Below are 25,987 nucleotides of genomic sequence, written 5' to 3'. Positions count from 1 at the left end.
TCTCCTATTTTGTTTGTTGCCAGCGTTTCGCCAAGTTCCAGCCTTCAAACACATCAACTATTTCATATTTTAAGCCAGGTGTCTTAGCAAGATTGGGATCAATCCAGGCGTAATCGGTGTTGGGTAGAATCTTGGGATTCTCGATTTCTTGTCCGATTTTGGGGGTGTAGAAATTGAGTAAGAGTTGCGTTTTGCGATCGTCACGACTCAGTGCTTTTTCATCGACGATAAAGCTCACAGGCTGCGATCGCAAAACTTCCTGCACATTGGTTTGGAGTAAAAATCGCTTCAGTTGCGGATCGTAATCTCCCCACAATCCAGTTAAATGTAAAGCTGCGATCGCGAACCAAGACGTGACGAGCCAACTAGCTGCCCAGTAGTTTGCAGAGTGAGCCATGCGATCGCGCAAAATCCAAATGAGCGGCAAACTCAACCAACCTAAGCCAACGGCTAAAACGACCAGTGCAATCTTATCTAATTCACTGCTTCGCAAACTGCTAGATTGCAGCAATTGGGCAATTGTCGTGCGTTTATTCACAACAACTAACAAGAAAATCGCGATCGCACCCATGAATAGATTCAGCCCGATAAACGCTCCTGTGTATTTCTTCTCGGTATAGAGATGGACGAGATGAGAAAGCGCGATCGCGGCAAATAGCCCAACGAACGGCATTAATTGCAACGGATAGTAATGTGTTTTCGTTCCAAACAATGTTAATTCAATAAACAGAGTAACAGGATAGCCAATGAGTAAAAATCGAGTTTGATGTGACTTTATTAATGCTCTGATATCTGGATGTCGAAATGCTAACCACAATCCGCCTAATGCAAAAAATACCCAGGGAAATCCATTTGCAGGAATATTCCAGAAATAGTAAAACTGATTTGCTCCTTGATACGTTTGTCCACCTAAATGAAATAGTTTGCCAAATAATTCTTGAATTGGTGCGGTTCCATATTTCTGAATTGCTGCTCCTAACCAGAAAATCACAGGCATAAGCCCAATTCCGAATCCTAGATACAACCAAGGATCGAGTAAATGCCGATGCCGACGATGCTGAGCAATCAAATAAGGAAAGAGCGCGATCGCCGCTGGAATGATCATGAAGCCTTTGATCATGAAGCCCCATCCGAACATTGCTCCAGCCACAAATCGCCAAGAACGACCCGAAGTCTCGGCAAGCAGTAATGTCCAAATTGCAAGCAGTTCAATGCAGACTAGAACCATGTCTTGAGTTCCGAGCCGCGCATATTGTGCGACTAAGGGAATGACGCTAAAAATTGCGGCTCCGAGCCAAGCCATTCGAGGAGTCGTCAGACGTTTGCCGATCGCATAAGTAAGCAATACACTCAAAATAAATGCGATCGCGCTAGGAAGTCGAGCAGTTCCTTCACTAATCCCGAATCCCAGGTATGAGCTAGCAATCAGCCATTGAATCCCAATGGTACGATCGAAACTATAGCCTCCTCCCCATTGTGGTGTGATCCAATCTCCAGTTTGCAGAATTGCGCGAGCTTGAGTGGCGTAAATCCCTTCGTCGTGAGCCATGAGGCTTTGTTGAGAGCTTCGTAGTACAACAATAGGGAGTACCCAGAGAAAAAGAGTGAGATAGGGAAGGAGCCGTTTGAGATTCACAACGCACCAGAAAACGCTTTCGGTGCGAATTCTACCTTAGATTCTTCGCGATCGACATTGGATCACTTTTGCGGAAAGTCTCAGGTGTAATTTGAATCTGATGGCAGAATGGTGCTGGTATCGCGCTTTTCGGAGTTGCTTATGCGATCGCTGATTGAAACGATTGATCAAACGCTGTTGCCTGATTTAAATATCGAGAGTTGTGACCCGCATGATCCGATCGTCATTCATCATGTACCTGCACCTTGGCAAGTGCTAGGAACCGGAAATTATGCAGCCGTGTTTACGCATCCAGATTTTCCTGATGAGGTGGTGAAAGTTTACGCACCAGGACGACCAGGTTTTGAAGAAGAAGTTGAAGTGTACGATCGCTTGGGTGCTCATCCAGCTTTTTCGCAGTGTGTCTATGCGCGAGATGGAATGCTGGTTTTGAAGCGACTGCATGGAGTCACGCTTTATGACTGTATGCACCGAGGGATTCGGATTCCGGTGCAAGTGATTCAAGATATCGATCGAGCTTTGGACTATGCGTGCGATCGCGGTTTACATCCGCATGATGTTCACGGGCGCAATGTCAACATGTATCAGGGTCGCGGCTATGTGGTGGATGTGTCGGACTTTTTGCATGAAGAAGCGTGTTCCGCTTGGACAGATTTGAAGAAGGCTTACTACTGGGTGTATCGCCCGATTCTTTGTCCGTTACGGATTCGGATTCCTTATGCGCTGCTCAATGCGCTTCGGAAGACTTATCGCTGGTTACGATCGCTTAGAGGTTAAATTCTAGTCGTCTATGAGATTTGTTCGACAATGGATTTATAGTTGCTGAGCTTTAAGATGCAACTTTGTTCATGGATTGGGTTGTTTCTAACTGAATATCTGCAGGAGCTAAGGTTAGAAGCGCGATTGTATGCCCTTTTGCATTGATGAATTCAATTTCAAAAGCTTGCCCGTCGCTATAACAATGCACAACAGCTCCACGATCGCCAGCTCTTAGACCATTTTCTTGAATATCGCGAGTCAGAATCACTGTGTCTAATTCTTGAATCATTTCAGCCTCTTGTATGTTCAAAGTGGATGTGCAGTTACAAAGCGTGGGGTTTCTTGTCCCATATCAATGATCCAAACGGTTCTTAGCGAAATCAAGTATCCATTGGGGGCTTCTATTTCTCCTTCGATGATGTATTTTGTGCCGTGTGGAGAAGTAACAACTTCCTTGACAGATTGCAATCGCGCAATCTCCAGAAGTCTTTGCTCTAGGATATCTACATTTTCTTCATTAAAGCCAGCACCACGAAGTAATTTTGCTTTTGAGCCTCCAACGGAGTGAGTTTCTGAGAGCAAGTATCCAAGCAACTTTTGGGGTTGAATAAATGCGGTTTCTCGGTTCGGTAAGTTCATACGGTGCGATCGCGAATCCTGTCATATCATCTCAAATTTTCTAGGTGCGATTGCTTTCTCCTATTATCCGCGATCGCACATTTTCCGCAGATTCGCGATCGTAGGATTTTACTCTAGACCTAGCGGCTGTTTTAGAGCGAGCTGCGATGAACTATTTACTGGTGAACTGTGATCTCATTACGACTCAGTTCCAGATAAGAGTGTTGTTCAAACAACTCAACAATTCGTGATAGATTTTGCGTAAATACTGTCTCAAGATCTGAGTTTTTGATATTGCCAGTTGTGACTAACAGCAATTTGTATGGTTGTTGAATGGTTAGAAAAGAATTGAGAAAGTCTGCGTCTTTTGTAATGACAATTCTTTGTTCTGCGATCGAGAGCGTATTGATGTCAGCATCGGAAGTTGCATTCTGTTGTGGAAGATCGCGCGTATGTAGCGTGTCGTATCCTGCTTCTGATAATAGTCGTGCAAGACGAGTGGGCAATTGAGCATCGACTAGAAATTTTATGAAGCAATTTTGTGAATACTTTTAATTTGGCTGAGACGAGCGGCAAATAAAAGCGCTGCGAGGATATCTTCGCGTTCTAAATCTTCATAGTCTGCCAAGATTTCTTCGATCGTCATGCCTGCACTCAGAAGTTCTAAAAGGAAATCCACCGGGTAACGTAAGCCACGAATGCAAGGTTTACCGTGACAAATGTTGATATCGTGGGTGATTCGTTGAAGTAGATTCGTTTCCATAATAAATGTGCGATCGCTTTCTCCTATTATCCGCGATTGCACATTTTCCGCAGATTCGCGATCGCATGTAACTTAGATGATGTCGTTGTCTGAATCTTCTTCTGCGGGGTTAATGGCATCAAGAACTTGTCTAACGATTTTAGGATGCAGAATTTTACCTGAATGGAAAGGTACAACTACTCGAATGCCATTCTTGAAATAGATTCGATGACTACCGTTTGTTCTGATGAGGGTAAAGTCAGCATCTAATAAAAGTTTTTCTGCTTCTTGAGCAGTTAGACGTGGCGCTTTAGGCAACTTGCACCTCTAATGTCATGGTCAAGATTTCCTGCTTTTGAAGAATGCTTTTCTCCTCATCTGAAAGAGTTTCAAGATATAGCTCGATCGCTTCTTTAATATTGGCTTGAACTTCTTCTAAGGTGTCTCCCTGAGTTTGACAGCCTTTGAGCGCTGGACAGTAAGCATAATAACCGTCTTCGTCTTTTTCAATTACGACATCAATTTTGTACGACATGATATCTGTCCTCGATCGCTTTCTCCTATTATCCGCGATCGCACATTTTCCGCAGATTCGCGATCGCAGGATTTTACTCTAGACCTAACTGCTGTTTTAGAGCGATCGGAACATTCCTTGCCGTCTCTAACCCTCTTACTCCTTCCCAATTTGTTTCTTCATTCCAAGTGATGTTGTAGAGGTTGGCGCTAGAGAGGTTGGCGCTAGAGAGATTGGCACTAGAGAGGTTGGCACTAGAGAGATTAACTCTGGAGAGGTTGGCTCTGGAGAGGTTGGCGCTGCCGAGGTAGGCACTGGAGAGGTTGGCACCGTAGAGGTAAGCACTGGAAAGGTTGGCTCTGTAGAGGTTGGCACTGTCAAGGTTAGCGCTGTCGAGGTTAGCATTATCAAGGTTGGCGCTGTCAAGGTTAGCACTATCAAGGTTGGTGCTGGAGAGATTGGTGCTGGAGAGGTAAGCGCTGAAGAGGGCAGCTCTGGAAAGATTGGCTCTGGAGAGGTTGGCTCTGTAGAGATTGGCGCTGTCAAGGTTAGCGCTGGAGAGGTAGGTGTTATAGAGATTAGCACTGTAGAGATTGGCATTGTAGAAGTAGGCACTGTAGAGGTTAGCACCGTCAAGGTTGACATAGCTTAGAAAAGCACCAACGATCGGACTAAATCCTACTAGTTCTACACAATCGCTGTAACTAATGATTTTTAGAAGACGAGATGTGTAGCGTTCTCCTTCCGCAAGCTGCCCGCTTGGATAAAACACAATCTTCTCTTTGAGTTCCTCCCTTTCCTGAGCAGCGCGATGTAATTCCAACAGCAAAATCATTACATTCAAGCCTGCATAAACATCTACTTGTCGAATTCCGAGCGGCTTTTCTTGCTCTGGCAGATGTTCTCGCAACAAGCGCATTTTCTTCTGCGGTAAGTTTTCATCCGGAAGCGCATCAATAAACGTTCCCTCACACCAAAGCTCATAAAACTCATTCAACCGCTCAAATAGTTCTACAGGCTTAAACTGATCGCTTCGGCTCAGCATCGCCATCAAATAGTTCACAATTTCAACAGTTAGCACAGGCGAACCGAGTAGATCGTAAATCTCTTGATTGAGTTGTTCCGTCCGCACGTAAAACTCATTGCGTCTCCCTCGCGATTCTGTCCAACTTTCAATGGCATCTTTCAGCCGCTCTGCACACAGAAACTCACCAAAGCTCTTATGTGTAAACTCAACCGAACCACCCTTATCTCCCGATGCAGGCTGAATATAAAATGCCGTTAAAAGACTATTGAGCGCTTTTGCTTCATCTGTTTGTGTTTCTTGCCTTGCCTTCTGAATCAATTTCGCGATCGGGTTATTCGTATCTCTCACACAACGCATTTCCAGCATCCGAATCGGCGCAAACTCGTTCCCCGCCTGCACCACACACAGCGCTGCCTCCGTCAAAAACCGCCGCAACTCATCAGACTCCAACCCCGTCAGCCTAAAATTCTCATTCTCACGCTGCTTATCAATCACCCAATTCACTGCCGCATCATAAATCCGCACCTTCGCCTCAATTTTCTTCTCTGTTCTTAGCATCTCTGCATCTAACCGCTTTTCTCGATGCAACCTAGCTAGTAAATACAGCAGTAACGGCTCTCGTGCTAGCTCATTGTTTACTTCCGTCGGACAGTCTGCTAAAAACTTACTAAAAGCATGAACTTCATCCGTGCCGAAATGCTGCGCCCACTGACTCAGCCAGCGCTCTCGAATTGCATCCTCCATTGGTAGAATAGCAACTCTTACTAGCTTCTTAGACTGAGTAATCACACGATCGATTCCCTGCAAAGAAAGCGGTCGTCCCGTAATCACAAATCGATGATGCGAACCGCGCTGAAAATCTTCAACCTGCGTCAAAAACTCCTTCAGCCCGCCACTTGAGCGCCCCTCCAAAAGCAACTCATCAAACCCATCTAGCAAAAACAAAAACCGCGTATTTCGATCCGTCAACCAACTCGAATCACTCGTGACAAAATCCAAATTCTGCAAATAGTTCTCCAACGTCTGCGTCAGATTATTCGCCAAACTTCTCAAATACCTCAGCCGAATCACAATCGGGCTAAACGGCAAAGTCCGTCGCACTCGATCGCTAAACATCCGACAAAAAACACTCTTTCCCCGACCCGCTTCCCCTTGGATAAAAATGACTTGCCCCGTCGCATCCAATAACTGTTGTTCCACCCAAGTTTCTAAATCGATCGGTGGCTGCTTGAGCGAATTTCCATCTTGATCCAGCAATTGCACTTTCAGCCGAACATACAAATCCTGATAGGTCAGACTCTCCTCATCAAAAACCTTCTCGCTTGGCTTCGGCGCAATCTCCCTTGCCAAATAATCATCCAAACTCTGCAACCGCTCCCAAACCGTCTGCCCATTCATCCGATAGAAATCAGCCAGAGGTTTAAGCTGATCCGCTGCCTTCGCAAGCTCCTGAATCAAAATCCGAGGAACCGCCCAACTCACACGATCGCAGAACAGAATCGCCTTATTCGTCGCCATCCCCGCATCTTCGAGCCGCACCTGCAACACCTGACTCAACTGATGCGCCAAATCCGAATCTGGAAAGCTAGTAATTGCTTTTTTAGCTTCTCGATCGCTAATCTCAACCTCAGCAAATTTCAAAACCTGCTCCGGTTTAGAAAACTGCTTTTCACCAATTTGAGCTAATAGCTTCTGATCCTCTGCAAGCTGACCCTTCACACTTTCCAAGTACGCCGCCTGAACTAATGCAACAATGCACTCTTCCAACGTCGGATCTTTCTTCGTCGCCTCACAAACCAAATTCAGCAATGTTACCGCGATCGAGGCAAACGGAACCACTTCTTTCACCATCAATCCCAACGGCGAATTCAGCACATCCAGCAACGAAGCCATCTGACCCACATAAGGCTGAACCGTCTTCAACAACTCCCCATCCAACGGCTTTTCCTTAATCGTCTTTGCCAAATCAAAGAAAGCTTTAATTGAATCTGTTGCCTGTTTAGTTAGTTCAACTGTTTGCTTACTTCCAAGTTTTGCCAGAAATGATCCAATCTTGGTTGCCATTGCCATTTGCTCGATCGTCATCGAACTTAAGGTAGCGCGAAAAAAAGCGATCGCCCAATCTCTTAAACATTTGCATGACAACGATTTGGCAATGATTTGGATACTAGCTTGCAAGTACTGAAAAAGATTCGAGATCCAGTGACCTCAAACGTCGAACTTTCATCGCTTTCGCTTCTTCTTTTTCGCCTTCGGATCTTCAACTGGAACAGGTTCTAAACGATCTAACTCCGGCAACTTCAGCGCAATCCCCGCAAAAAACCAGTAATACACCGCCACTGGATCAACATCTAACGGATAGTAATACGTGTTGTAACTAATCACCAACACAAACGTCCAAAGAACCGCTCCATATCCCCGAATATTCTTATCTTTGACCGATCGAAACGCTCGAAAACAAGCGATCGTCAAACTCGTCACCAACACCACAAACAACACGGTTCCAATCGGTCCAATCTCATACATCACCTTGGGATAGTACGTCTCAATCAACTGCGTATCCCCCATTGCCCGCGCCGAATTCGTTGCGCGTCCCAGCCCCTTCCCAAGGAGACTCGCCCCCCGCACTACCGTTTCAAATTGCTCTCGAATAAACGCATCAGGCGGTGATGCATTCCAGCGACCCACTGCACTATCCAGCCGTTCCTGTACCACCGCTGGATTCGATGCCATCGCCACCATAATCGCTCCCGCCAGTCCAATTCCGATCGGCACAAATCGCTTCAAATTTGCAATCTGCCCCGTCGTAAACAACTGAATCACAATCATCACAGGCACAAGCATCAGCGCAATTCGCTGCCCACAAATCACCGCCATAATGATCGTCATCAGCATTCCAATCCCACCGATGATCTTCCAGATCAAGTTGCGATCGAAAAACGTCACCGCAAACGTCGTAAACGCACTCGAAATCAAATACCATCCCCACTGCCACGGAGCTACAAACGTCCCCGGCAATCGAATCACCCCTTGCTCTGGCGTATACAGTAGCGCCCCTCCCACAAAACACCGTGCATCCAGCGACGCCTTAAACAATTCCGCCCCTGTCCCTTCAGTCCCCTTGCACCGTCCTGTCTTCAGCATCATGTACTGCACAAATGCCAACCCACAGCAAATGATCACGACCACCACTGTGATTCGCATAAAGTTATAGACATCCTGCTTCTTCTTCATCAAGTAATAAGCGCAGGGAATCAGTGGCACATAGCCTAGTAAAACTTTTAAGCCCAAGATGCCCATGAAAAAAGGTCGTTCAAGCGGCTTCTGAGTCGTCATTGCCACCTCAGCCGCAGACAACTGCTGCGAACCATTTACGAACAGAAGCACCAACATACAATAAACGAGCAGCAGCATCAGAGGCGTTTTCATCAACTTCGGGATCATCATCGACAAATCCCGCTGCTTACAGTACTGATAAATACTGATCAAAGCAGGAATATACATCCCATCTTTTGCCAACTGCATCAGCGGATTATTCCCCACCGTGGCATACGTAATCGTTCCGCCAAACGGCATGTAAATCATAAAGGCATGAAGCGCTTGCCAGGGAAATTTGAACGATAGCATCAGCGTCAGCACGCCTGCAAAACCGCCGCCTGCGCCTTTAATGCCTCCAACCGCAAATAATGCTAATCCCACCACGATCGAGATCATCGTGGACATAGAAATAAAATTAACAGCCGCTTTACGGGCTAACATCACCCGACGTTTTTCTGCCAAACGCTCTTTCAGGGACAATCCTGGCTCTGCTTCTGAGACCTTGCTTTTGCGCTTCTTAGCCATATCCGTGTCAAAATAAGCACCTGGATCATAGCCGAGAAAGTCAGAACGGGAAGACTACTTGTAGCCCCTAACCCATGAGAATTATGCTCAATCGCAATTTTCTCCTCTATTGCCGAAAAAGCTTAACGTTAGAAATTTTGCTCGGTTGCACGATCGCATTCGGAATTTTCCTCCGTATTCTCAATCTCGGTACGCGCGAATTCTGGTACGACGAAGTTCTCTCGCTGCTGCTTTCGACCGGACAACGATCTGCATATTCTCTTCCCGCTGATGGCACGATCGCACTTGCTCAACTCACCTCCCTGCTTGATCTGCCCCAAGAATCTTTTGCTAAAACGATACAGGGCTTACTGCGCGGACTCTATGCAGGCGAACCCCATCCGCCCCTGTTCTTCTTTGCACACCATTTCTGGCTGCGCCTGTTTGGCAATCGCGAAATTGCGATGCGCAGCTTGCCGATGCTGTGGAGTTTCGGCGCGATCTCTGCTGCTTATGGTTTGGGGCGCAAACTGCTAGATCATCGCAGCGGACTTTTATTTGCCGCATTGATTGCAACGAATCCCTTTTATCTCTTTCACTCGCTCAATGTCCGAATGTACACACCGCTTGTATTTTGGGCAATTTTGAGCGTTTGGGCATTGCTCGAAATCATGTCTCAGCCTCGCTGGACATGGCAAATTATATTCGTGATGTCGATCGTTGGCGGTCTGCTCACGTTCTATTTATTTGCATATTGGATTGTTGTCGTTTCGGTGCTGATTTTGGTGCTCGATCGGCGGCATTGGTTCCAGCATGGCATTCGGCTGATCATTGCAGGGCTGCTGACCTTGCCTTGGGCAATTTGGGGCACGTTGAAGCAATTGCGAAATGCCGACCTTGGGCGGTTTGGCAACCCAGAAGGCAACCCTGCCCTTTTACACCTTCAGGATCTCTTTCAAACGATCGGGATTCATCTGATTGTGGGAGACTGGACAACGAGTTTACCACCTGGAATCACCATCCTTGCTGGATTGTTGGCAACCTGCGGATTGGTTCTATCGATCATCTGCCTTAAGAGATCTGGTCAAAAAATAAGTTTGACAGTAGGGTTAGGAATGGTGATCCTACCTTTGTTGCTTGCACTCTGCGTCGATATTGTGACGCGAAAGTATACATTGGGATTTGGAGAAGGGCGCGCGCTGATCTTTGTCTTGCCCGGGTGTTTGTTGCTCATGACGATCGCAATTCGCCAAGTTAAAGCGTACCAAAGCATCATCGCTCTGACTCTGTTGCTGTTCTATCTCACGATCGATGTGGGTGATTTGACTTTAAGAACCCGTTCGGTGTTTCATCAAGTATCAGAGCTGATCCAACTCGATGCGGCTCCAACGCTGATCGCAATGGACACACAAGCGTGGGGACATGTGAATCGCTTAGCGTATTACATCCCGCCCCAGAGTCGAGTCGATCTGCTGGCTCAACCTGCGGCGAAATTAGGTACAGCTTTGAAGACGGTTTTAACCAATGCTCCATATCGACGGGTGCTCTGGCTAGAAAGCGCTGCACCCATTTGGTCGCCCGCTGCTACCGAGCAAGACCGCCAAAAAATTCAGCAAACATTAGCGGAACGTTTTACGATCGCCAAGACTCAATCTCTATCGGGAACTATGAGCTTAGACGAATTTCAAATCAAGCTGTATCAAGTGAGTCCGTAGTTTCGTCCTTGTTGTCCTACCTAACCGCAAATTCATGATTGTGCCTCCCTCTCTCGTCCCGCCACCTGCGGGTGAATTAAAAATCCCACACGCAAACCCGGCGATCGAGCGACAATCTCAGTCGATCTACTTTTCGCTGATCGTTCCCACCTACAACGAAGCGCGAAATGTAGAACAAATCGTTCGCGTCCTGACGGGATTGTTGGATCATGCATTGCCAAATGATTACGAGCTGATTATCGTCGATGATGACAGTCCCGATCGCACGTGGGAAATTGCTCAGCAGATGACGGTGGATTTCCCAAATCTGCGAGTGATGCGGCGGCAGGCGGAGCGCGGCTTATCGACTGCCGTGATTCGCGGTTGGCAAGCCGCACGAGGCGAAGTTTTAGGCGTAATCGATGGTGATTTGCAGCACCCGCCTGAAGTATTGTTGAAACTTCTGCAAGCGATTAAGAATGGCGCGGATCTGGCAGTTGCGAGTCGGCATATTGAAGGGGGCGGAACCAGCGATTGGGGCTTGATTCGGCGTGTACTATCGCGAGGCGCACAACTGCTCGGATTGGTGATCTTGCCAAGCGTGGTTGGACGCGTGTCTGATCCGATGAGCGGCTATTTTATGGTGCGACGTAGTGCGATCGCGGACTGTCTGCTGAGTCCACTCGGCTACAAAATTCTCTTAGAAGTAATTGGTCGGGGTCAGGTTGACCGAGTTACCGAGGTCGGCTATGTCTTCCAAGAGCGACAAGAAGGCGAGAGTAAAGTCACTTGGCGGCAGTATGTTGAATATCTCATGCACTTAGGCAAACTGCGATCGCGCGGCAGAATTAGCCGATTGCGGGAAAAATTCCAGTTGGGACGCTTTTTACGCTTTGGACTCGTCGGCTTCAGTGGCGTCTTTGTCGATATGGCAGCCTTTTATTTCCTGCGCACCTCGCTCGGCTTGAATTTGGCGCGCAGTACGATGCTCTCCGCAGAATTGGCGGTGATCAATAATTTTCTCTGGAATGACCTTTGGACATTTGGCGATATCGCGCGCGGTCAACCCGGCAAGCGGCAACGATTTAAGCGTTTTCTCAAGTTCAATACGATCTGTTTGATGGGGATCATTCTCCAAGCCTTAATCGTCAGTCTCTTTCATGATGTGTTTCACGTCAGCGAATTCATCGCCAAACCGATCGCGATTGTGCTGGTTACTTTCTGGAATTTCTGGATCAATCTGAAATTAAGCTGGCGGGTCACTGACGTGCGACGAAAATAGACCTCAGATGTCGAGCTTTGTGGATTTCAAGGAACTATAAAACAGGACTGAAGCCGCACCTCTCAGGCTCAGCACCCCTCAAACTCGTTCCTTGAAATCACAGGTAACCCATGAGCTTCCAGATCGATCGCGGGCTATTTCTCTCAGACTTTTCCGACTCTCACGCCATTTTAGGTGTCTCGATCGAAGCCGATGTCAAAGAGATCCGAAAAAACTATCTAAAAATCGCCCGCCGCTTACACCCCGATAGCTGCATTTCTGAAAGTGAGGGAGATAGACAACTTGCTGAACAACTCTTATCCAAGCTGGTAAATCCAGCCTGGGAAAAACTCTCCCAAGAAAAAGCCCGGACTGATCATTTGATTGTTTTGAAAATGAAAGGGCAGGGAGCCGCCCGCAATTTTCACACCATTGGGGTGCTTAACAGTCTAGCTCAGCAGCTTTTGAGCGCAAGCAATCCCGATCACTTTTACCGCACAGCGCTGCAAGATTTATCCAATCGGCAGTATGAGCAGCTCGATCAGGCTTGCGAACTGATTGCCCAAATCAGCGAACTGAATCTTGCCTATCTGATTCGTCGAGAAGCCGCCAGCGATTCTGTTGGAGTTCCGAAAAACAAGACTTTCATCCCCGCAACTAACAACGCTCAAGCCAAGCCTCAAGAGGTTCAAGCCAAAGCTGAATCGTTGAGTGATCAGTATTATCGTCGCGCAGAAGGATTTGCGGCAAAGGGAAATTTTGCCCAAGCAACGATAGAATTGCGAGATGCCTTAAAAATTGACCCAAACAGTAGCCGCTGTCACAGTTTAATGGGCATGGTTTATTTGCGGCAAAACCAACCGACGATGGCGAAGATTCATTTTACGAAAGCGCTGTCGATCGATCCGCAAGACGAGCGCGCCTTGATTGGCAAGCAGAGACTCGATCCCCCTGCGATCCCTTCGTCTTCAGAGAAGCCGAGTGCAAAATCGAATGCGACGAAGCAACCCTCATCTAAATCTGGCAGCGGTCTGTTTGGCGGTCTTTTCGGTAAGAAAAAGTAACGCTAAATTTCTCTCAAAATGGTTTACCAGCCTCCTGCAGGGGCACGCGACCTCCTGCCTCTCGATGTCGCCCAAAAACGTTGGATTGAAGATCGGCTTCAGCAAGTGTTTCATGCTTGGGGCTATCACCGGATTATTACCTCGACGCTCGAACGCTTAGACACGCTGATGGCAGGGGGCGCGATCGAGCGTTCTACGGTCATTCAACTGCATCAACTCGAAGAAGATCCGCTCGGATTACGTCCAGAACTGACGGCTTCGATCGCACGAACCGTGGCGACTCGATTAGCGAATAGTACATTTCCGCAGCGACTGTACTACAACGCCAACGTCTTCCGGCGCGCCCAAGAAGGCAGCCATACTCGCCAACAAGAGTTTTATCAGGCGGGGGTCGAATTACTCGGCGGAGACGGGGTGTGCTCAGATGCAGAAATTCTGTTGCTCGTCATGGATTGTCTGCACGCGGTGGAGTTGCCCGGACAGTTGATTTTAGGTGAAGCGGGATTAACGCGATCGCTCTTATCGGGATTTCCAGAAGCGATCCGCTCGAAAGTTCGACACGCAATTGCCACGCTCGATCGCTTAAGTTTAGAAGCTTTACCCCTCTCAGACGAATTAAAAGCACGTGCCTTACTGCTTCTAGATTTGCGCGGCAAGCCGAGTGATGTATTACAGCGCGTCAGCGCCTTGGATTTAGACGACTCAGAACGAGCGATCGTCAATAATCTCAAATCGTTAGTTGAACTCCTGCAAGCGAGTTTGACCGTGCCGATCGTGTTAGATCTCAGCTTGATCCAGACCTTCGACTATTACACCGGAATCGTGTTTGAAGTCGTAACCCAATCCGGGCAAGTCGTTTTAGGACAAGGCGGAAGATACGACCAACTTTTGGGGCAATTTCACTCGCAAGGACAATCAATCCCAGGGATCGGATTTTCACTCCACTTGGAAAATCTGCATCAAATCCTATTGGCAACCGGACAACTTCCTAAACAAACGCGATCGAGCGATTGGCTAGTCGTGTCAGACTCGCCTCAACTGGCATTTGCACAGGCGCAGAAATTGCGCGAATCGGGAGCCGTGGTCGAGGTGAATTTGACGGCTGGAACCCGTGAGCAGATTCAAACCTATGCCCGACAGCGACGAATTGCCCGAATTGCCTGGGTTCAAGAAGATGGGCAAATCCTTGTTGAAGATCCATTTGACACAGAACGCACCTCGTGAGGATAATGGGAGTTTGTTGAAAACTTTAGACTCCTGAAAACCCTTGGCTAACGTAGTTGTTATTGGCGCCCAGTGGGGCGATGAAGGTAAAGGCAAAATCACCGATTTATTAAGTAAATCGGCAGATGTCGTTGTGCGCTATCAAGGTGGTGTCAATGCAGGGCATACGGTCGTTGTCAAGGATCAGACCTTTAAGCTTCATTTGATTCCGTCTGGAATTTTGTACCCGGATACGGAGTGTATTATCGGCTGTGGAACGGTTATCGATCCCAAGGTGCTGATTCAAGAGTTGGATCAGCTTGAGGCGCTCGGCATTACGACTCAGAACTTACTGATTTCTGAGACGGCACATGTGACGATGCCTTATCACCGTTTGATCGATAAAGCCGCCGAAGAACAGCGCGGAAATCACAAAATTGGCACAACCGGACGCGGCATTGGACCGACCTATGCCGATAAATCTGAGCGCGTCGGCGTTCGGATCGTCGATTTGATGAATCCAGAAGGATTCCGTGAGCAGTTGGCTTGGACGATCGCCCAAAAGAACACCATTCTCGAAAAGCTCTATGATCTGCCCCCGCTGAGTGCAGACGAAGTGTTTGAAGAGTATATGGGCTATGCCGATCGCTTGCGTCCGCATGTTGTGGATAGCTCGCTAAAGATTTACGATGCGATTCGCCGCAAACGCAATGTCTTGTTTGAAGGCGCACAAGGCACGCTGCTCGATTTGGATCATGGAACCTATCCTTATGTCACGTCCTCGAATCCGGTATCCGGCGGGGCTTGTGTGGGGACAGGGATTGGGCCGACGGTGATCGATCGCGTCATTGGTGTCGCGAAAGCGTATACCACTCGGGTGGGCGAAGGTCCGTTCCCAACCGAGTTGCATGAAGAAATGGGCGCATTGTTGTGCGATCGTGGTGCTGAGTTTGGTACGACGACGGGGCGACAAAGACGCTGTGGCTGGTTTGATGCAGTGATTGGACGGTATGCCGTCCGCATCAATGGTCTGGACTGTCTAGCGATCACGAAGCTAGACGTTTTAGACGAAATGGATGAAATCAAAGTGTGTGTTGCCTACGAAATCGATGGGCAACGCTGCGAAGATTTTCCCAGTAATTCGCGCTTGTTTGCTCAATGCAAGCCGATTTACGAAACGATGCCAGGATGGAAACGATCGACCGAAGCATGTCGATCGCTCGATGATTTGCCGAAAGAAGCGCTGGATTATCTCAAGTTCCTGGCAGAATTAATGGATGTGCCGATCGCGATTGTTTCGTTAGGTGCAAAACGCGATCAAACGATCATTGTTGAAGATCCCATTCATGGACCGAAACGGGCGTTGTTGTATACCAACGGAACGCCCCAACCCGCAAACGTTTAGTAGATTTTAGGTTTGAATTATGCCGTTCTCGATCGAAGCTCAAAAACGTCCTGAAGGAACTAAGCCGAATGCGCTGCGTCGCGATGGCAAAATTCCTGCTACTTTGTATGGCCACAATGGTGCTGAGTCGATTCACTTAGTCGTCGATGCTAAGGCTGCGGGCTTCCTAGTTCGGGATGCTGCGCCGAATAAATCTGTTGTAGAAGTGAATATTCCAGAATTGTCCTGGAATGGCAAGACCGTGATGCGTGAAGTTCAAACCCATCCTTGGAAGGGTTCGTTGTATCACATCAGCTTTTTTGCTCAAAAGTAAGCCTTAGCTTACGGAGATTTGAAAAGCCAGGGATTTCTCCCTGGCTTTTTTAGTCAGATGTAACCAGAGTCAGTTCTCGCTTATATGCAGGCTGTAGTCCGAGCACAATGTCTTCGCGATCGATGCCTCCATCTGATAAAGCTTGCACCAAGTCTGTGTCAGTTGTATTCTGCTGAATCCACACTTTGCCATCTTTGATATCAAGATGGATCACAACGTGATAAATGCGTTGCGAGCCTTTCCAGCCTACCCGCATCCATTGATAATGATCTCGCTGTGTGTCGATCAATAGCTGGCTTTCCACTTCCGCTTTTGTTGGAAGTTCAGCAATATAGCGCGTCAGCAGGTCTTGAATAGACTGCCGATAGTGTTCTAGTTTCTCCATTCGAGAATCTCCTCCAGAACTGGCTCATAAATCAACAGATTCAACGGATAGCGCTCCAACACAATCTGAGCAAATCGAGTCTGAAAGAAGGTTTGATACGTATCTGCTGGAACAGCTAGATACAAGATTCGATCAGGCTCGTTTTCTTCTAGCATAATCTGATAGTCCAAACACTGTCCGAGTGCAGTATGAAACTCGCTAATCGCTGAATCTCCTGCAAAGCTTTTAATTTCTACTGCGATCTTTTCTCCATCCCGTTCTGCCCCAATCAGACGTTCTGCCGCCAAATCGATTTTGACTAAAATTTCCTCAATTTCTAGAATCAGCGGATCATCTGTGATTGACCAGCCTTGTTTCTGTAAGGCTCGTTTGACTGCAAAGTGAAACAGATCTCGATTAGACATCGATCGCATGAAAAAATGGACACTGAAATCATCATATCTAGATGCTTTGAAGATTCTGGGATTTATGACTGCTTGCTGACCGATCTAATGTATATAAAGCTAGGGAGAGATCCCTGGCTTTTTTCATGCCTCTTGAATTCCCGTCCTTCTGTGTAGATGTAATTTATGACGACTACGACTCTTCCTCCGATCGTTGAAGCGCTGCTCAATCCCGAAATTTATGATCATCCGGTTCAAGGCGAGATCGAGTTAATTCAGACTCACGTTTCCTATGTTTTTCTCACCGGAGACTATGTTTATAAGCTGAAAAAACCTGTGAATTTCGGTTTTTTGGACTATTCCACTTTGGAAAAACGCAAACATTTCTGTGAGGAAGAGTTGCGGCTGAACAAACGCGGTGCAGCAGAATTATATTTGGGCATTGTGCCGATTACGCAAGATGGTGACAAGTTTGTGCTGGATGGTTCAGGCGAAGTCGTGGATCATGTGGTGAAAATGCAGCAATTTCCTCAAGAGACATTGCTGAGTGCCATGTACGATCGTGGAGAACTCACCGAGCAGCATTTACTCGATTTAGCAAAGGTTTTAGCAGCATTCCACAAATCTGCACCGACGAATGATTACATTCTCAGCTTTGGGGAAGTGTCTCAGATTCGCCAAGCGATCGACGAAAACTACGATCAAACGGTTGGCTATATTGGAGTGGCTCAGACTCAAGAACAGTTTGATCAGACGAAAGCTTACACCGACAAGCTATTTGCTGAGAGTGCAGCCCTTTTCAAAAGCCGAGTCGAACATAAATTTATCCGAGAATGTCATGGCGATGTTCATTTGAGAAACATCTGCTTCTGGAACAATAAGATTCTTTTGTTCGATTGCATTGAGTTTAATGAGCCGTTCCGATTCGTCGATACGATGTTCGACGTTGCTTACATCATCATGGATTTTGATGCTCGGAATCGTCGGGATCTAAGCAATCTGTTTTTGAATGCTTATCTGGAACAATCGGGCGACTGGGAAGGCTTACAAGTTTTGCCACTTTACAATAGCCGTCAGTCTTATGTTCGAGCGAAAGTTACTTCATTCTTGCTGAGTGATCCGAGTGTTCCAGAATCCGTGAAGGCAGAATCGAAAGAAACTGCTAGCCGTTACTATCGTTTGTCTTGGGAGTATACGCAACCGAGACAAGGCAAGATTGTTCTGATGTCGGGACTCTCTGGATCTGGGAAAAGTACGATCGCATCTAAACTAGCCCGTGAAACTGGAGCCATTCAAATTCGCTCTGATGCAGTTCGTAAGCATTTAGGTGGCGTGGCGTTGGATGAGAAAGGCGATGCTTCACTTTACAGTCCTGAGATGACTCAGAAGACTTACGATCGCTTACTAGAACTCGGCACAACTTTAGCATCGCAAGGCTATACCGTGATTTTGGATGCGAAGTACGATCGTCAAGCTTTACGCACTCCCGTGATTGAGAAAGCACAAGCACAGGGAATTGAGATTGAGATTCTCTACTGTGATGTTCCGGCGGAAGTTTTACGCGATCGCGTTGCGCAGCGACAGGGGGACATTTCCGATGCTGATCTCGATGTTCTAGCAAACCAAACGTTTGAAACGTTTAGCGAGACGGAAAAGCCATTGGTTAAAACCCTCAGCTAGTACAAGTTAGAGGCAGACTTCCTTACCTCTGCCTCTCTATCCAGAATTTACAAGTGTTTGAACCGTCGAGCCGCGCGATCGCGATCATAAGTTGTCCTAAAAAGTCTGCATAATGAGGACATAAAGCGATCGACATCGTGCATTCGCCTGTATCCTCATAAAGAAACTTAGGAATCAACGATCGTGGCTGAGAAAGGAGAACCAGTATCTAAAGGCTTTGCCGTTGGGCTTCAGATTTGGCTGTTATTTCTAATTAGCCTCTATGCTCTGGGCTATCCAGCGCTGTTTAGTATTGCACTCGGCGCGATCGGGGGAACGGCAAGCGGATTTATTGTCGATTGGTGGCTGTCGAAAGATGAGAACATCGAACCGACTCGAAGACGAGTGCATGACGAGGGAGTGGAAAGTGTTGCGCGATCGCGGCAGCGTCGCCGAGGCACAACTGCTCTACAACATCGCAAACGCCGCAAAGAACAAGAGCCAGTCACGTTAAAGACGCTGACTAGAACGTTTTTTCAGCGCGAGCAACCCAATAATCAAACTAATAACGGTGAAGAATAGCGGTAGATCGGGCTTGAATTTGAACGCGAAGAGCTACTAGTTCACCACGTTAATTTTGGGGAGTGGGGGAATAGGGGAATGGGGAGAACCTAGATCTAGATTGCTCTCTATCTCCCCATCGCCCACTCCCCAAAATTAATTTATGAATGCGCTCATTTCAGATTTCTGCGCTAGAAAGAAATAGAGCCTTTCATCGAAAGTGTTATGCCTGAAGAACCCTCAAAACAAGCTCCTATTCCAGAATGGCTTGCGGGAATTCTCGTCAAAGTGCTGAAACCGGGTGGGATTGGCGTGGGCGGAGGGTATGGGCTGTGGCTCTTGCTGATCGAACATAAAGTGAGTGAAGCGATCGCTTCAACTTTGATTGGATTTTGTCTCTCTTATGCTGGGAAGTTGCTAGAGCCGATTCATAAAGGCAATCAACAGCGGTTAGAAAAAGCTGGAGAAGTCGTTAACAAAAAGCTAGATCAATTCGGAGAACAAGCGATCGCAAAATTGACTTCAGCCGAAGATCGATATTTTGAGGCGCAGGCAGCAGAATGCGAAACTTGTAGCACCGAAGGAATGGCGAAGATTAGCGGCATTTTTACACCGATGCTAGAGCAAGTCTTTGTGCCGTTAGAATTCGATGGACGGGTGGCATCTCCAGGATTTTCTCGATCGCTTGAAGATTTGGAACTGTTGCAATCTGCGGGTGTGAGTATTTGGGATTTGCTGGCGCGGGCAAAGCGGGATGCGATTTATAGCGAAATTGCGATCTTGGCTTGGGGTGGCTATGGCAAAACGACGTTACTACGGCACATTGCCTTTAGCTTAGGCAGAAATAAGCAGCCTAAAGAGGTCACTCGCTATATTCCAGTTTTGTTACTGCTGCGGAAGTATCGAGAGATTTTGAGTCAGGAGACTCCGCCGAGTTTGCCTGAGTTGATCATGCAGCATCACATTCCTAGCTTGCCGATCGCGGATCTGAAAATGCCGAGCAATTGGGCAAAGGAGATGCTAGAGCAGGGCAAAATGCTGGTGATGTTGGATGGATTTGATGAAGTTCCGAAGGCAAAACGTCCGCTGGTAGCACGTTGGTTGAATGCTCAGCGCAAAAAATATCGCAAATCGCTGTTTATTCTCACAGCGCGACCGAAAGCTTACAACGAGCAAACGAGTAGCGATCGCATCGATTTTAATTCGCTGCTGTATGTCCGAAACTTTAATGAACAGCAGCGCAAAGCTTTTGTGGAGAAATGGTACTGGTGTCAGGAATATTATCACCACGGTAAAGAAGATATTCCAGCCGTGAGAAAAGCGGCTCAAGATGCGGCGGATGATTTACTCAAACAAATTAACCAGCGGCAGGATTTAGCAGATCTGTCACAAAATCCGCTGCTGCTGAATATGATCGCCATGTTTCATCGACGCTATCCCAGTAGCAAGCTGCCAAAACGTCGCGTCGAACTGTATCAAGAAATCTGCGTGCTGCAATTGCGCGATCGTCCTGGTGCAAGAGATATTGAAACTTGGCTCACAGGGGACAATGATGAATATGCGACAGCGCAAGTCATCTTGCAAATGCTGGCACTGGAAATGATGCAGCAAAAAGAAGAACGAGTCGAGCAAGCGGTTTTGCTGAAGCGGCTGGAGGGATATCTAAAAGCTCAAGAGGAATCGATCGCGCCTGCGGACTTTTTGAGACAGATTGAGCAGATTAGTGAACTGTTGGTGCAGCGAGAACCGGAAGAGTTTGAGTTTCCGCATCTCAGTTTTCAAGAGTTTTTGGCAGCAAAGGAAGTGGTGCGCCGAGGTGAGGAGAGTTTGCTGTATGAACGGTTTGGCGAAGACTGGTGGAAGCCTGTGATTTTGCTGTATGCGGCACAGGTGAAGAAACCGAGTACTCTGATTCGCACAGCGTTGTCTCAAGGCTTTAAAGATCTTGCCTATGCTTGCTTTCAGGAGACGAGCAAGCGAATTGATGCCGACCTTCAGCCAGATTTGGCAGAACTGAATGCACTGCGGGAAGCGGCAACTGAGGTGAAGACCTCGCGCTATCAAAGGCTTGAGGAACTATTGAGCACTCAGCAATGGAAAGCGGCGGATAAAGAAACCTATCGGCTGATGATTACAACAGTGGGCAAGGAAGAAGGGCAATGGTTTAGCTCCGCTGATCTCGAAAACTTTCCTTGTGAAGATTTGCGGATACTAGACCAACTGTGGATAAAATACAGCAGTAACAAATGGGGCCTCAGCGTACAGAAACGAATCTGGCAGGAATGCGGTAGCCCGATGTCTTACAGTGATGACTGGGAACAATTTTGTGATCGCGTCGGTTGGCGCAATGATGGAAACTGGTTGAGTTCCGACGACCTCACATATGACCTAAACAGATCTCCACAAGGAAAGTTTCCTTGTTTTGATGGTTGGAGAGGGTTGGTTTTGGGGTTGTGTCTCTTCTCACGAGCAGAGACTTGTGAACTTTAACACGAGTTAGTCCTAGAAATTTTTGAAGGTTTGTCAACGACTGGCTATTCCATGATTTTCCACTTTTTCAGAAATAAGCTACCTGGAACCATATTTTACTTTTTGCACGGAAAAGACGTTGTTTGGAATTTCCCTCACTCAAACCTCAAACTGGCAATCTTGAGGTCATAGCAGTTTGCAACAAGTCGGGATTAGATTGCTCGATCGATTCCTAGTTCGCGATCCAAATTGTGTTGTATCTATTCCTGATTGATAAATTCCTGCACGGTCTCTACTGAAATTCCAGTATCTTCAGCGATCTCCTCAACAGTCCAGCCTTTCTGAAGAAGTTTTGGAACCATCCGAGTTAGATACTCCTTCTGCGCTTCTTCGCGTCCTTCTTGAAGCGCTTCTTGATATGCCCGTGTTTGCTTTAAATCGCCAAGCCCCAACATTTCACCGACCTCGCTAAAAGATAGTTTTGGAAATTTGTAAACGAAGACCGTCTCCACTAATTCTATAAAATTTCGCTGGACGGTCAAATCTGTGAGTTCTTGCCGAGTTCGGTCAATCAGAGATCGACCTTTTGCCGGAGCCTCTTTCGGTTTCGTTCCCAGCAGCTTTAACAAAGACAACCCGAGACTACGATCGCTTACATCCGACGGCAATTCATCCAAGTAAATGCGCTGCAACCTTGGATTATTGTCATACTCCGAATAGTGATGCGGCAAAGCTTGATCAAAACGTCGCTCTGTGAAAATCACCACTGCCTGCCAAGCATTTACAGGCTCGTAATCGTTGAGATAGAGATGAATTTGACTGAAGAAGCGATAGTAGAAGTTCCGCTTCTCTTTGTATGCTTGCGCTTCTACGAAATAGATGGGAAATTGGCGCAATCGAGTCGGAGGCATAAAGATGCCATCGAGCCGGAATGCTGTTTGCTTCACTTCTTGAGAGGTGAAGGCATAAGTCACAGTCCGTGGATCATCCTCGCCAATTAACTCGAAAAAGGCACTGGGAAAGAGTTGGAAAATTTTGTAAAAGATGGAATCGGTTTTCAAGGATTACACACTTTTGAGGAATTGAGCAGTGAGAGCGATTTTTATCTGAGGTCAGGCAAATCTATTCTGGATATTTTCTTGCCATGAAGCAATAGAACAAAAGATAAAAGCCTAAAACTGTTTCAGGATAAAGGATTCCGCTCTCAGATGTGAGAGCAGGAATTGACGCTGGATACAACTTGAAATTGGAAAAGCAAGCTTGATTCAATCCGGTGGATCGAAAATCACTTCATACACAGCTTGTCGATTTAATCGTTTCAATGCCTGCATCTGCGCTTGAGCATGATTGCGATTTCGGCAGCGACAGACAACGATGCGCTGCATTTTCGGCAATAAGCGAATGATGCACCAGGGAAAAAGAGAATCGCGATACGTCATCGTCCACCTCCACGCCAAAATGCAGAAGTGTCAACGCATGACAAAACTATTGGTATCATGTCTGTACCTCATTCGTAGGTGCGATCGCTTCAAGTTTTCCAGGCTAAGAGCGATCGCTTTGAATTATGTTGTTTCCCAGGTGTATCGAGATTTCGATTCTGGGTTATGACCATTAAAAATCGAAATCTCGATACTGTCAAGCTAGGGTAAAACGTGTTTAGGTTGCGAATTAAGGAGCTAGCTACCGAGCGAGGATGGACATTGAAAGAAGTTGCAGAACGTTCGGAACTTCCGTATAGCACAGTTGCAACCTATGCAAATTCTCCCGGCATGGTCATGGTGAATCTGCTTTCTGTTCGGAAAATCGCACGAGTGTTTGATGTCTCGATCGAAGAACTCGTCGAAGTTTTAGAAGAATAGCGTCTCTGCTTTTTATCGATCTCCCCTTCATCGAAATCATAGAAGAAGTCAATCACGCCTGAGCCAACCCTTTGCCCAGACGATACGATAGCAATAGAAAAAAAATTAAGTCATTTTATGTCTGACTCAGCCCGCTACCTCGTCAATGAACAAGGCGATCGCGTTGGTGTCATCCTCGACCTCGACCACTATCAACGCTTGGTCAATTCCCCCACAGCCGACCCAGACTATCTGATTGGCATCAGTCCCACAGAACTCCACGCCCTTGCCAATTGCAAACTCGCTCCAGCCGATCAAGTTCGACTCGACGATTTACTCGCAAAACAAACAAACGATCAACTCTCCGAGACAGAAATCGCCCAACTCGATCAACTTTTAGCCGAAGCCGACGCTCTCACGCTCCTAAAAACCCGTGCGCGGTATACATTACAGCAAAACAAAGACCTCGCACAGGCATCATGAGCGGCTACATTCCTGTTGATCTACAAAGAAGAGTCCGAGAGCGCTTCGCTAACTGCTGTGCTTACTGCCACACCGCAGAAGCACTCACCGCTATGACCTTTGAATTCGAGCACATTGTGCCACGTGCAGCAGGCGGCGAAACAAAATATGAAAATCTCTGCTTTGCCTGCCCATTTTGCAACCGTCATAAATCAAATCACCAAACCGCGATCGACCCAGTCACTCATGAAACTGTGCCCCTCTTCCATCCCCATCAGCAAATTTGGGTAGAACACTTTTCATGGCAGGAAGAAGGAGTAGAACTGCTCGGATTAACTCCTGTTGGTCGAACTACGATCGCAGCCTTACAGATGAATCGTCCACAACTCGTCCGCACAAGACGACTCTGGATCAAACTCGGAGAACATCCACCCAAAATAGACTAGATGGAGCCACAGCAACCTAGTCAGCTTGCCGCAATGAATGCTGGAACCAATAATCAACAACCCGCCGGATTCGGTTCGCGCTCTGGTTGGTTCAAACGATAGCCTCTACTGTGAACCGTTTCGATCAATTCTTCGGATGCTCCCGCCGCTTTGAGTTTTTGGCGCAGCCCGCGAATGTGAACCTTAACCGTCGGTTCTTCGGGAGACGACTCAGAAGACCACGCATGGTCAATCATCACACTGCGACTTAAAACTCGACGACCATTGCGTAACAGCAATTCTAAAATCGCATATTCTTTCGGAGTCAAATGAATCGGAGTATCTCGATAACTGACCTCACAGGTACTCGGATTCAGACTGAGATCACCCCAAGTCAGAACCGGAGTCGTACTCACGCTACCTCGACGCAGCAAAGCCCGAATTCGCGCAAAGAGTTTTTGTAAATCAACAGGCTTCACTAAATAATCATCCGCGCCGACATCCAGCCCATTGATCTCATCGTTGAGTGTGTCGCAGGCAGTCAGCATGAGAATCGGTAAATCATAGCGATGCGATCGTAATCTTTGACAAAGGCTAAATCCATCTAACTCTGGCAGCATCACATCTAGCACGATCAAATCGTACTCGACCACTCTGGCTTGATGCCAACCCGACTCTCCATCAGTTGCAATATCCACCACGTAAAGCTGATCGCTGAGCGCTTCCGCCAACGTTTCTGCAAGCCGCACATCATCTTCAACCAGGAGAATCCTCATACCGTGAGGGTGACTTCATAGAGATTTATACTCATTCATACCAATTTTACGAGAAGTGAACTTCAAAAAAGATCAGGAAATCTCAAGATTTGTTACCCACGCTGATTCTTTCCGTTTTCTTTACCGTTTCATCACCCATTTCCTTACGGCTCGTATGAGATCCTTCAGCTTGAAGGGTCGCGCTAGAGTGCGATCGCTAGAAAAATCCCGTTTGGAAAACGCTTATGTCCATGTCTCTCTTAACCTATCCCCCCGTTTCTCAAAATCATCGAGTCGAAGGATTTGAGATCCCAGGTGATGAACAGCCTCGGATCTACACAACCGATAATCTCCTGTCTAGAACTGACTTTGATACATTGATCACAGCAGCTTATCGTCAGATTTTTAATGAGCAACAAATGCTCACTTACTATCGCCAACAGTTTTTAGAATCACAGTTGCGATCGGGACAAATTACCGTCAAAGGATTCATCGCGGGCTTGCTGCTGTCGGATTCCTTCCGGCGACTCAACTATGAGAGCAATAACAATTATCGATTTGTTGAGCTTTGCATTCAGCGCGTTTTGGGACGAAATGTGTATGGCGATCGCGAAAAGATTGCTTGGTCGATCGTGCTTGCCACCAAAGGATTGCAGGGATTTGTCGAGCAGTTGCTCAACAGTGAAGAATACTTGACCACTTTTGGCGAAAATACTGTGCCGTATCAACGTCGCCGCATTTTGCCTCAACGATCGCAAGGCGAAGTGACGTTTGCTCACACCGCACGCTATGGCGAGGATTACCGAGATAAACTGTCTCAACCGACCCTGAGAGGCAACCGCAGAGATTCTGCTCGCTTGGATTACCTGCGTTGGGCTTGGCAAAAGAATCCACCCGCAAGCTTAGAAAAAGCCTGGATCGGTTTATTCTATGGAGGCGCGGCGTTTATTGTGTTGCTGTTTTTGGTAACGTTGTTTGGTTTCTAAAACACG

The 25,987-nt window shown here is 47.2% G+C and carries 28 protein-coding genes; 14 read left to right on the top strand and 14 right to left on the bottom strand.

Annotation, left to right across the window (positions count from 1 at the left end; all coding sequences use genetic code 11):
* Nucleotides 1–4: 4 nt before the first annotated feature.
* Entirely contained in the window at nt 5–1,549 is a 1,545-nt protein-coding gene (locus J0L70_RS21725; RefSeq protein WP_287455830.1) for an ArnT family glycosyltransferase, read from the bottom strand.
* A 228-nt stretch (nt 1,550–1,777) separates the two neighbouring features.
* On the opposite strand from J0L70_RS21725, the gene J0L70_RS21720 reads away from it, so the two are divergent.
* A complete protein-coding gene (locus J0L70_RS21720; RefSeq protein WP_287455829.1) occupies nt 1,778–2,413 on the top strand; it encodes a serine/threonine-protein kinase in 636 nt (211 codons plus the stop codon).
* A gap of 52 nt (nt 2,414–2,465) precedes the next feature.
* Here the strand turns inward: J0L70_RS21720 and J0L70_RS21715 are convergent, their stop codons facing one another.
* From J0L70_RS21715 to hpsL, 8 genes are all read right to left on the bottom strand, one after another.
* Nucleotides 2,466–2,684, bottom strand: a complete 219-nt coding sequence (locus tag J0L70_RS21715; RefSeq protein WP_190649551.1) for a DUF4926 domain-containing protein — start codon at nt 2,682–2,684, stop codon at nt 2,466–2,468.
* 17 nt (nt 2,685–2,701) lie between these two features.
* Nucleotides 2,702–3,034 (bottom strand): DUF6883 domain-containing protein, encoded by a 333-nt coding sequence (locus tag J0L70_RS21710; protein WP_287455828.1) that lies wholly within the window; start codon nt 3,032–3,034, stop codon nt 2,702–2,704.
* 155 nt (nt 3,035–3,189) lie between these two features.
* Complete coding sequence (locus tag J0L70_RS21705; protein WP_190649547.1) at nt 3,190–3,543, bottom strand: DUF5615 family PIN-like protein; 354 nt, start codon at nt 3,541–3,543, stop codon at nt 3,190–3,192.
* Nucleotides 3,540–3,776 (bottom strand): DUF433 domain-containing protein, encoded by a 237-nt coding sequence (locus J0L70_RS21700; protein ID WP_017291001.1) that lies wholly within the window; start codon nt 3,774–3,776, stop codon nt 3,540–3,542. Before J0L70_RS21700 ends, J0L70_RS21705 begins: the two co-directional genes overlap by 4 nt.
* Before the next feature lie 72 nt (nt 3,777–3,848).
* Complete coding sequence (locus tag J0L70_RS21695) at nt 3,849–4,073, bottom strand: type II toxin-antitoxin system HicA family toxin (RefSeq protein WP_017291000.1); 225 nt, start codon at nt 4,071–4,073, stop codon at nt 3,849–3,851.
* Entirely contained in the window at nt 4,066–4,290 is a 225-nt protein-coding gene (locus J0L70_RS21690; protein ID WP_268179746.1) for a type II toxin-antitoxin system HicB family antitoxin, read from the bottom strand. The genes J0L70_RS21695 and J0L70_RS21690 overlap by 8 nt, the downstream gene beginning before the upstream one ends.
* A 73-nt stretch (nt 4,291–4,363) precedes the next feature.
* The gene (locus tag J0L70_RS21685; protein WP_287455827.1) at nt 4,364–7,360 is read right to left on the bottom strand and encodes a pentapeptide repeat-containing protein; all 2,997 of its coding nucleotides are present in this window, start codon (nt 7,358–7,360) and stop codon (nt 4,364–4,366) included.
* A gap of 159 nt (nt 7,361–7,519) precedes the next feature.
* On the bottom strand, nt 7,520–9,139 hold the full coding sequence (gene hpsL, locus J0L70_RS21680; protein WP_287455826.1) for a hormogonium polysaccharide biosynthesis protein HpsL: 1,620 nt from the start codon (nt 9,137–9,139) through the stop codon (nt 7,520–7,522).
* Between the two features lie 83 nt (nt 9,140–9,222).
* Between hpsL and J0L70_RS21675 the strand changes: the two genes are divergently transcribed.
* The 6 genes from J0L70_RS21675 (at nt 9,223) to rplY (ending at nt 16,058) form a co-directional block, all read left to right on the top strand.
* The gene (locus J0L70_RS21675) at nt 9,223–10,833 is read left to right on the top strand and encodes a glycosyltransferase family 39 protein (RefSeq protein ID WP_287455825.1); all 1,611 of its coding nucleotides are present in this window, start codon (nt 9,223–9,225) and stop codon (nt 10,831–10,833) included.
* A 34-nt stretch (nt 10,834–10,867) separates the two neighbouring features.
* The gene (locus tag J0L70_RS21670; protein WP_017290995.1) at nt 10,868–12,094 is read left to right on the top strand and encodes a glycosyltransferase; all 1,227 of its coding nucleotides are present in this window, start codon (nt 10,868–10,870) and stop codon (nt 12,092–12,094) included.
* Nucleotides 12,095–12,204: 110 nt separating this feature from the next.
* Entirely contained in the window at nt 12,205–13,137 is a 933-nt protein-coding gene (locus tag J0L70_RS21665) for a J domain-containing protein (protein WP_190649537.1), read from the top strand.
* Between the two features lie 18 nt (nt 13,138–13,155).
* Entirely contained in the window at nt 13,156–14,361 is a 1,206-nt protein-coding gene (locus tag J0L70_RS21660) for an ATP phosphoribosyltransferase regulatory subunit (RefSeq protein WP_017290993.1), read from the top strand.
* 43 nt (nt 14,362–14,404) lie between these two features.
* On the top strand, nt 14,405–15,745 hold the full coding sequence (locus tag J0L70_RS21655; protein ID WP_017290992.1) for an adenylosuccinate synthase: 1,341 nt from the start codon (nt 14,405–14,407) through the stop codon (nt 15,743–15,745).
* Nucleotides 15,746–15,764: 19 nt separating this feature from the next.
* Nucleotides 15,765–16,058, top strand: a complete 294-nt coding sequence (gene rplY / locus J0L70_RS21650) for a 50S ribosomal protein L25 (RefSeq protein ID WP_190649533.1) — start codon at nt 15,765–15,767, stop codon at nt 16,056–16,058.
* Nucleotides 16,059–16,107: 49 nt separating this feature from the next.
* Here the strand turns inward: rplY and J0L70_RS21645 are convergent, their stop codons facing one another.
* Both J0L70_RS21645 and J0L70_RS21640 read right to left on the bottom strand, forming a co-directional pair.
* Nucleotides 16,108–16,443 (bottom strand): XisI protein, encoded by a 336-nt coding sequence (locus J0L70_RS21645; protein WP_190649532.1) that lies wholly within the window; start codon nt 16,441–16,443, stop codon nt 16,108–16,110.
* Nucleotides 16,431–16,847 (bottom strand): XisH family protein, encoded by a 417-nt coding sequence (locus tag J0L70_RS21640; RefSeq protein ID WP_190649530.1) that lies wholly within the window; start codon nt 16,845–16,847, stop codon nt 16,431–16,433. The genes J0L70_RS21645 and J0L70_RS21640 overlap by 13 nt, the downstream gene beginning before the upstream one ends.
* Nucleotides 16,848–17,012: 165 nt before the next feature.
* On the opposite strand from J0L70_RS21640, the gene J0L70_RS21635 reads away from it, so the two are divergent.
* The 3 genes from J0L70_RS21635 to J0L70_RS21625 all read left to right on the top strand — a co-directional run bounded on the left by J0L70_RS21635 (nt 17,013) and on the right by J0L70_RS21625 (nt 21,536).
* Nucleotides 17,013–18,506 (top strand): bifunctional aminoglycoside phosphotransferase/ATP-binding protein, encoded by a 1,494-nt coding sequence (locus J0L70_RS21635; RefSeq protein WP_287455824.1) that lies wholly within the window; start codon nt 17,013–17,015, stop codon nt 18,504–18,506.
* A 183-nt stretch (nt 18,507–18,689) separates the two neighbouring features.
* Entirely contained in the window at nt 18,690–19,067 is a 378-nt protein-coding gene (locus J0L70_RS21630) for a hypothetical protein (RefSeq protein WP_287455823.1), read from the top strand.
* A 204-nt stretch (nt 19,068–19,271) separates the two neighbouring features.
* Complete coding sequence (locus tag J0L70_RS21625; RefSeq protein ID WP_287455822.1) at nt 19,272–21,536, top strand: GUN4 domain-containing protein; 2,265 nt, start codon at nt 19,272–19,274, stop codon at nt 21,534–21,536.
* A 239-nt stretch (nt 21,537–21,775) separates the two neighbouring features.
* Here J0L70_RS21625 and J0L70_RS21620 read toward each other — a convergent pair whose 3' ends face one another.
* Both J0L70_RS21620 and J0L70_RS21615 read right to left on the bottom strand, forming a co-directional pair.
* Nucleotides 21,776–22,576 carry an Rpn family recombination-promoting nuclease/putative transposase gene (locus J0L70_RS21620; protein ID WP_190649522.1) on the bottom strand — a complete coding sequence of 267 codons (801 nt, stop codon included), beginning with the start codon at nt 22,574–22,576 and terminating at the stop codon, nt 21,776–21,778.
* A 204-nt stretch (nt 22,577–22,780) separates the two neighbouring features.
* Complete coding sequence (locus J0L70_RS21615) at nt 22,781–22,954, bottom strand: hypothetical protein (RefSeq protein ID WP_017290985.1); 174 nt, start codon at nt 22,952–22,954, stop codon at nt 22,781–22,783.
* Nucleotides 22,955–23,167: 213 nt separating this feature from the next.
* On the opposite strand from J0L70_RS21615, the gene J0L70_RS21610 reads away from it, so the two are divergent.
* The 3 genes from J0L70_RS21610 to J0L70_RS21600 all read left to right on the top strand — a co-directional run bounded on the left by J0L70_RS21610 (nt 23,168) and on the right by J0L70_RS21600 (nt 24,261).
* A complete protein-coding gene (locus J0L70_RS21610) occupies nt 23,168–23,374 on the top strand; it encodes a helix-turn-helix domain-containing protein (protein WP_036044949.1) in 207 nt (68 codons plus the stop codon).
* Nucleotides 23,375–23,491: 117 nt separating this feature from the next.
* Nucleotides 23,492–23,836: a hypothetical protein gene (locus J0L70_RS21605; RefSeq protein ID WP_287455821.1), complete on the top strand. Its 345-nt coding sequence runs from the start codon at nt 23,492–23,494 to the stop codon at nt 23,834–23,836.
* A complete protein-coding gene (locus J0L70_RS21600; RefSeq protein ID WP_287455820.1) occupies nt 23,833–24,261 on the top strand; it encodes an HNH endonuclease in 429 nt (142 codons plus the stop codon). Before J0L70_RS21605 ends, J0L70_RS21600 begins: the two co-directional genes overlap by 4 nt.
* 53 nt (nt 24,262–24,314) lie before the next feature.
* Here the strand turns inward: J0L70_RS21600 and J0L70_RS21595 are convergent, their stop codons facing one another.
* Nucleotides 24,315–25,016 carry a response regulator transcription factor gene (locus J0L70_RS21595; RefSeq protein WP_017290981.1) on the bottom strand — a complete coding sequence of 234 codons (702 nt, stop codon included), beginning with the start codon at nt 25,014–25,016 and terminating at the stop codon, nt 24,315–24,317.
* 224 nt (nt 25,017–25,240) lie between these two features.
* Here J0L70_RS21595 and J0L70_RS21590 point away from each other — a divergent pair, with 224 nt between their 5' ends.
* On the top strand, nt 25,241–25,981 hold the full coding sequence (locus J0L70_RS21590) for a phycobilisome rod-core linker polypeptide (protein WP_287455819.1): 741 nt from the start codon (nt 25,241–25,243) through the stop codon (nt 25,979–25,981).
* Nucleotides 25,982–25,987: the final 6 nt, after the last annotated feature.

The sequence above is a fragment of the Leptolyngbya sp. UWPOB_LEPTO1 genome (assembly GCF_017302695.1).
GTDB lineage: Bacteria > Cyanobacteriota > Cyanobacteriia > Leptolyngbyales > Leptolyngbyaceae > Leptolyngbya > Leptolyngbya boryana.
Note: the sequence above shows the minus strand (reverse complement) of the source record. Positions and strands in the feature narration are given on the sequence as shown.

Bases quoted from the DNA above. Each gene is read 5' to 3' on its own strand.
- J0L70_RS21670 (WP_017290995.1), top strand. From the start codon at position 10,868: ATGATTGTGCCTCCCTCTCTCGTCCCGCCACCTGCGGGTGAATTAAAA.
- J0L70_RS21615 (WP_017290985.1), bottom strand. From the start codon at position 22,954: ATGACGTATCGCGATTCTCTTTTTCCCTGGTGCATCATTCGCTTATTG.
- J0L70_RS21595 (WP_017290981.1), bottom strand. From the start codon at position 25,016: ATGAGGATTCTCCTGGTTGAAGATGATGTGCGGCTTGCAGAAACGTTG.
- J0L70_RS21645 (WP_190649532.1), bottom strand. From the start codon at position 16,443: ATGGAGAAACTAGAACACTATCGGCAGTCTATTCAAGACCTGCTGACG.
- J0L70_RS21600 (WP_287455820.1), top strand. From the start codon at position 23,833: ATGAGCGGCTACATTCCTGTTGATCTACAAAGAAGAGTCCGAGAGCGC.
- J0L70_RS21635 (WP_287455824.1), top strand. From the start codon at position 17,013: ATGACGACTACGACTCTTCCTCCGATCGTTGAAGCGCTGCTCAATCCC.
- J0L70_RS21715 (WP_190649551.1), bottom strand. From the start codon at position 2,684: ATGATTCAAGAATTAGACACAGTGATTCTGACTCGCGATATTCAAGAA.
- hpsL (WP_287455826.1), bottom strand. From the start codon at position 9,139: ATGGCTAAGAAGCGCAAAAGCAAGGTCTCAGAAGCAGAGCCAGGATTG.
- J0L70_RS21625 (WP_287455822.1), top strand. From the start codon at position 19,272: ATGCCTGAAGAACCCTCAAAACAAGCTCCTATTCCAGAATGGCTTGCG.
- J0L70_RS21725 (WP_287455830.1), bottom strand. From the start codon at position 1,549: ATGGCTCACGACGAAGGGATTTACGCCACTCAAGCTCGCGCAATTCTG.
- J0L70_RS21660 (WP_017290993.1), top strand. From the start codon at position 13,156: ATGGTTTACCAGCCTCCTGCAGGGGCACGCGACCTCCTGCCTCTCGAT.
- J0L70_RS21675 (WP_287455825.1), top strand. From the start codon at position 9,223: ATGCTCAATCGCAATTTTCTCCTCTATTGCCGAAAAAGCTTAACGTTA.
- J0L70_RS21720 (WP_287455829.1), top strand. From the start codon at position 1,778: ATGCGATCGCTGATTGAAACGATTGATCAAACGCTGTTGCCTGATTTA.
- J0L70_RS21685 (WP_287455827.1), bottom strand. From the start codon at position 7,360: ATGGCAACCAAGATTGGATCATTTCTGGCAAAACTTGGAAGTAAGCAA.
- J0L70_RS21690 (WP_268179746.1), bottom strand. From the start codon at position 4,290: ATGTCGTACAAAATTGATGTCGTAATTGAAAAAGACGAAGACGGTTAT.
- J0L70_RS21590 (WP_287455819.1), top strand. From the start codon at position 25,241: ATGTCCATGTCTCTCTTAACCTATCCCCCCGTTTCTCAAAATCATCGA.
- J0L70_RS21700 (WP_017291001.1), bottom strand. From the start codon at position 3,776: ATGGAAACGAATCTACTTCAACGAATCACCCACGATATCAACATTTGT.
- rplY (WP_190649533.1), top strand. From the start codon at position 15,765: ATGCCGTTCTCGATCGAAGCTCAAAAACGTCCTGAAGGAACTAAGCCG.
- J0L70_RS21665 (WP_190649537.1), top strand. From the start codon at position 12,205: ATGAGCTTCCAGATCGATCGCGGGCTATTTCTCTCAGACTTTTCCGAC.
- J0L70_RS21640 (WP_190649530.1), bottom strand. From the start codon at position 16,847: ATGTCTAATCGAGATCTGTTTCACTTTGCAGTCAAACGAGCCTTACAG.
- J0L70_RS21605 (WP_287455821.1), top strand. From the start codon at position 23,492: ATGTCTGACTCAGCCCGCTACCTCGTCAATGAACAAGGCGATCGCGTT.
- J0L70_RS21710 (WP_287455828.1), bottom strand. From the start codon at position 3,034: ATGAACTTACCGAACCGAGAAACCGCATTTATTCAACCCCAAAAGTTG.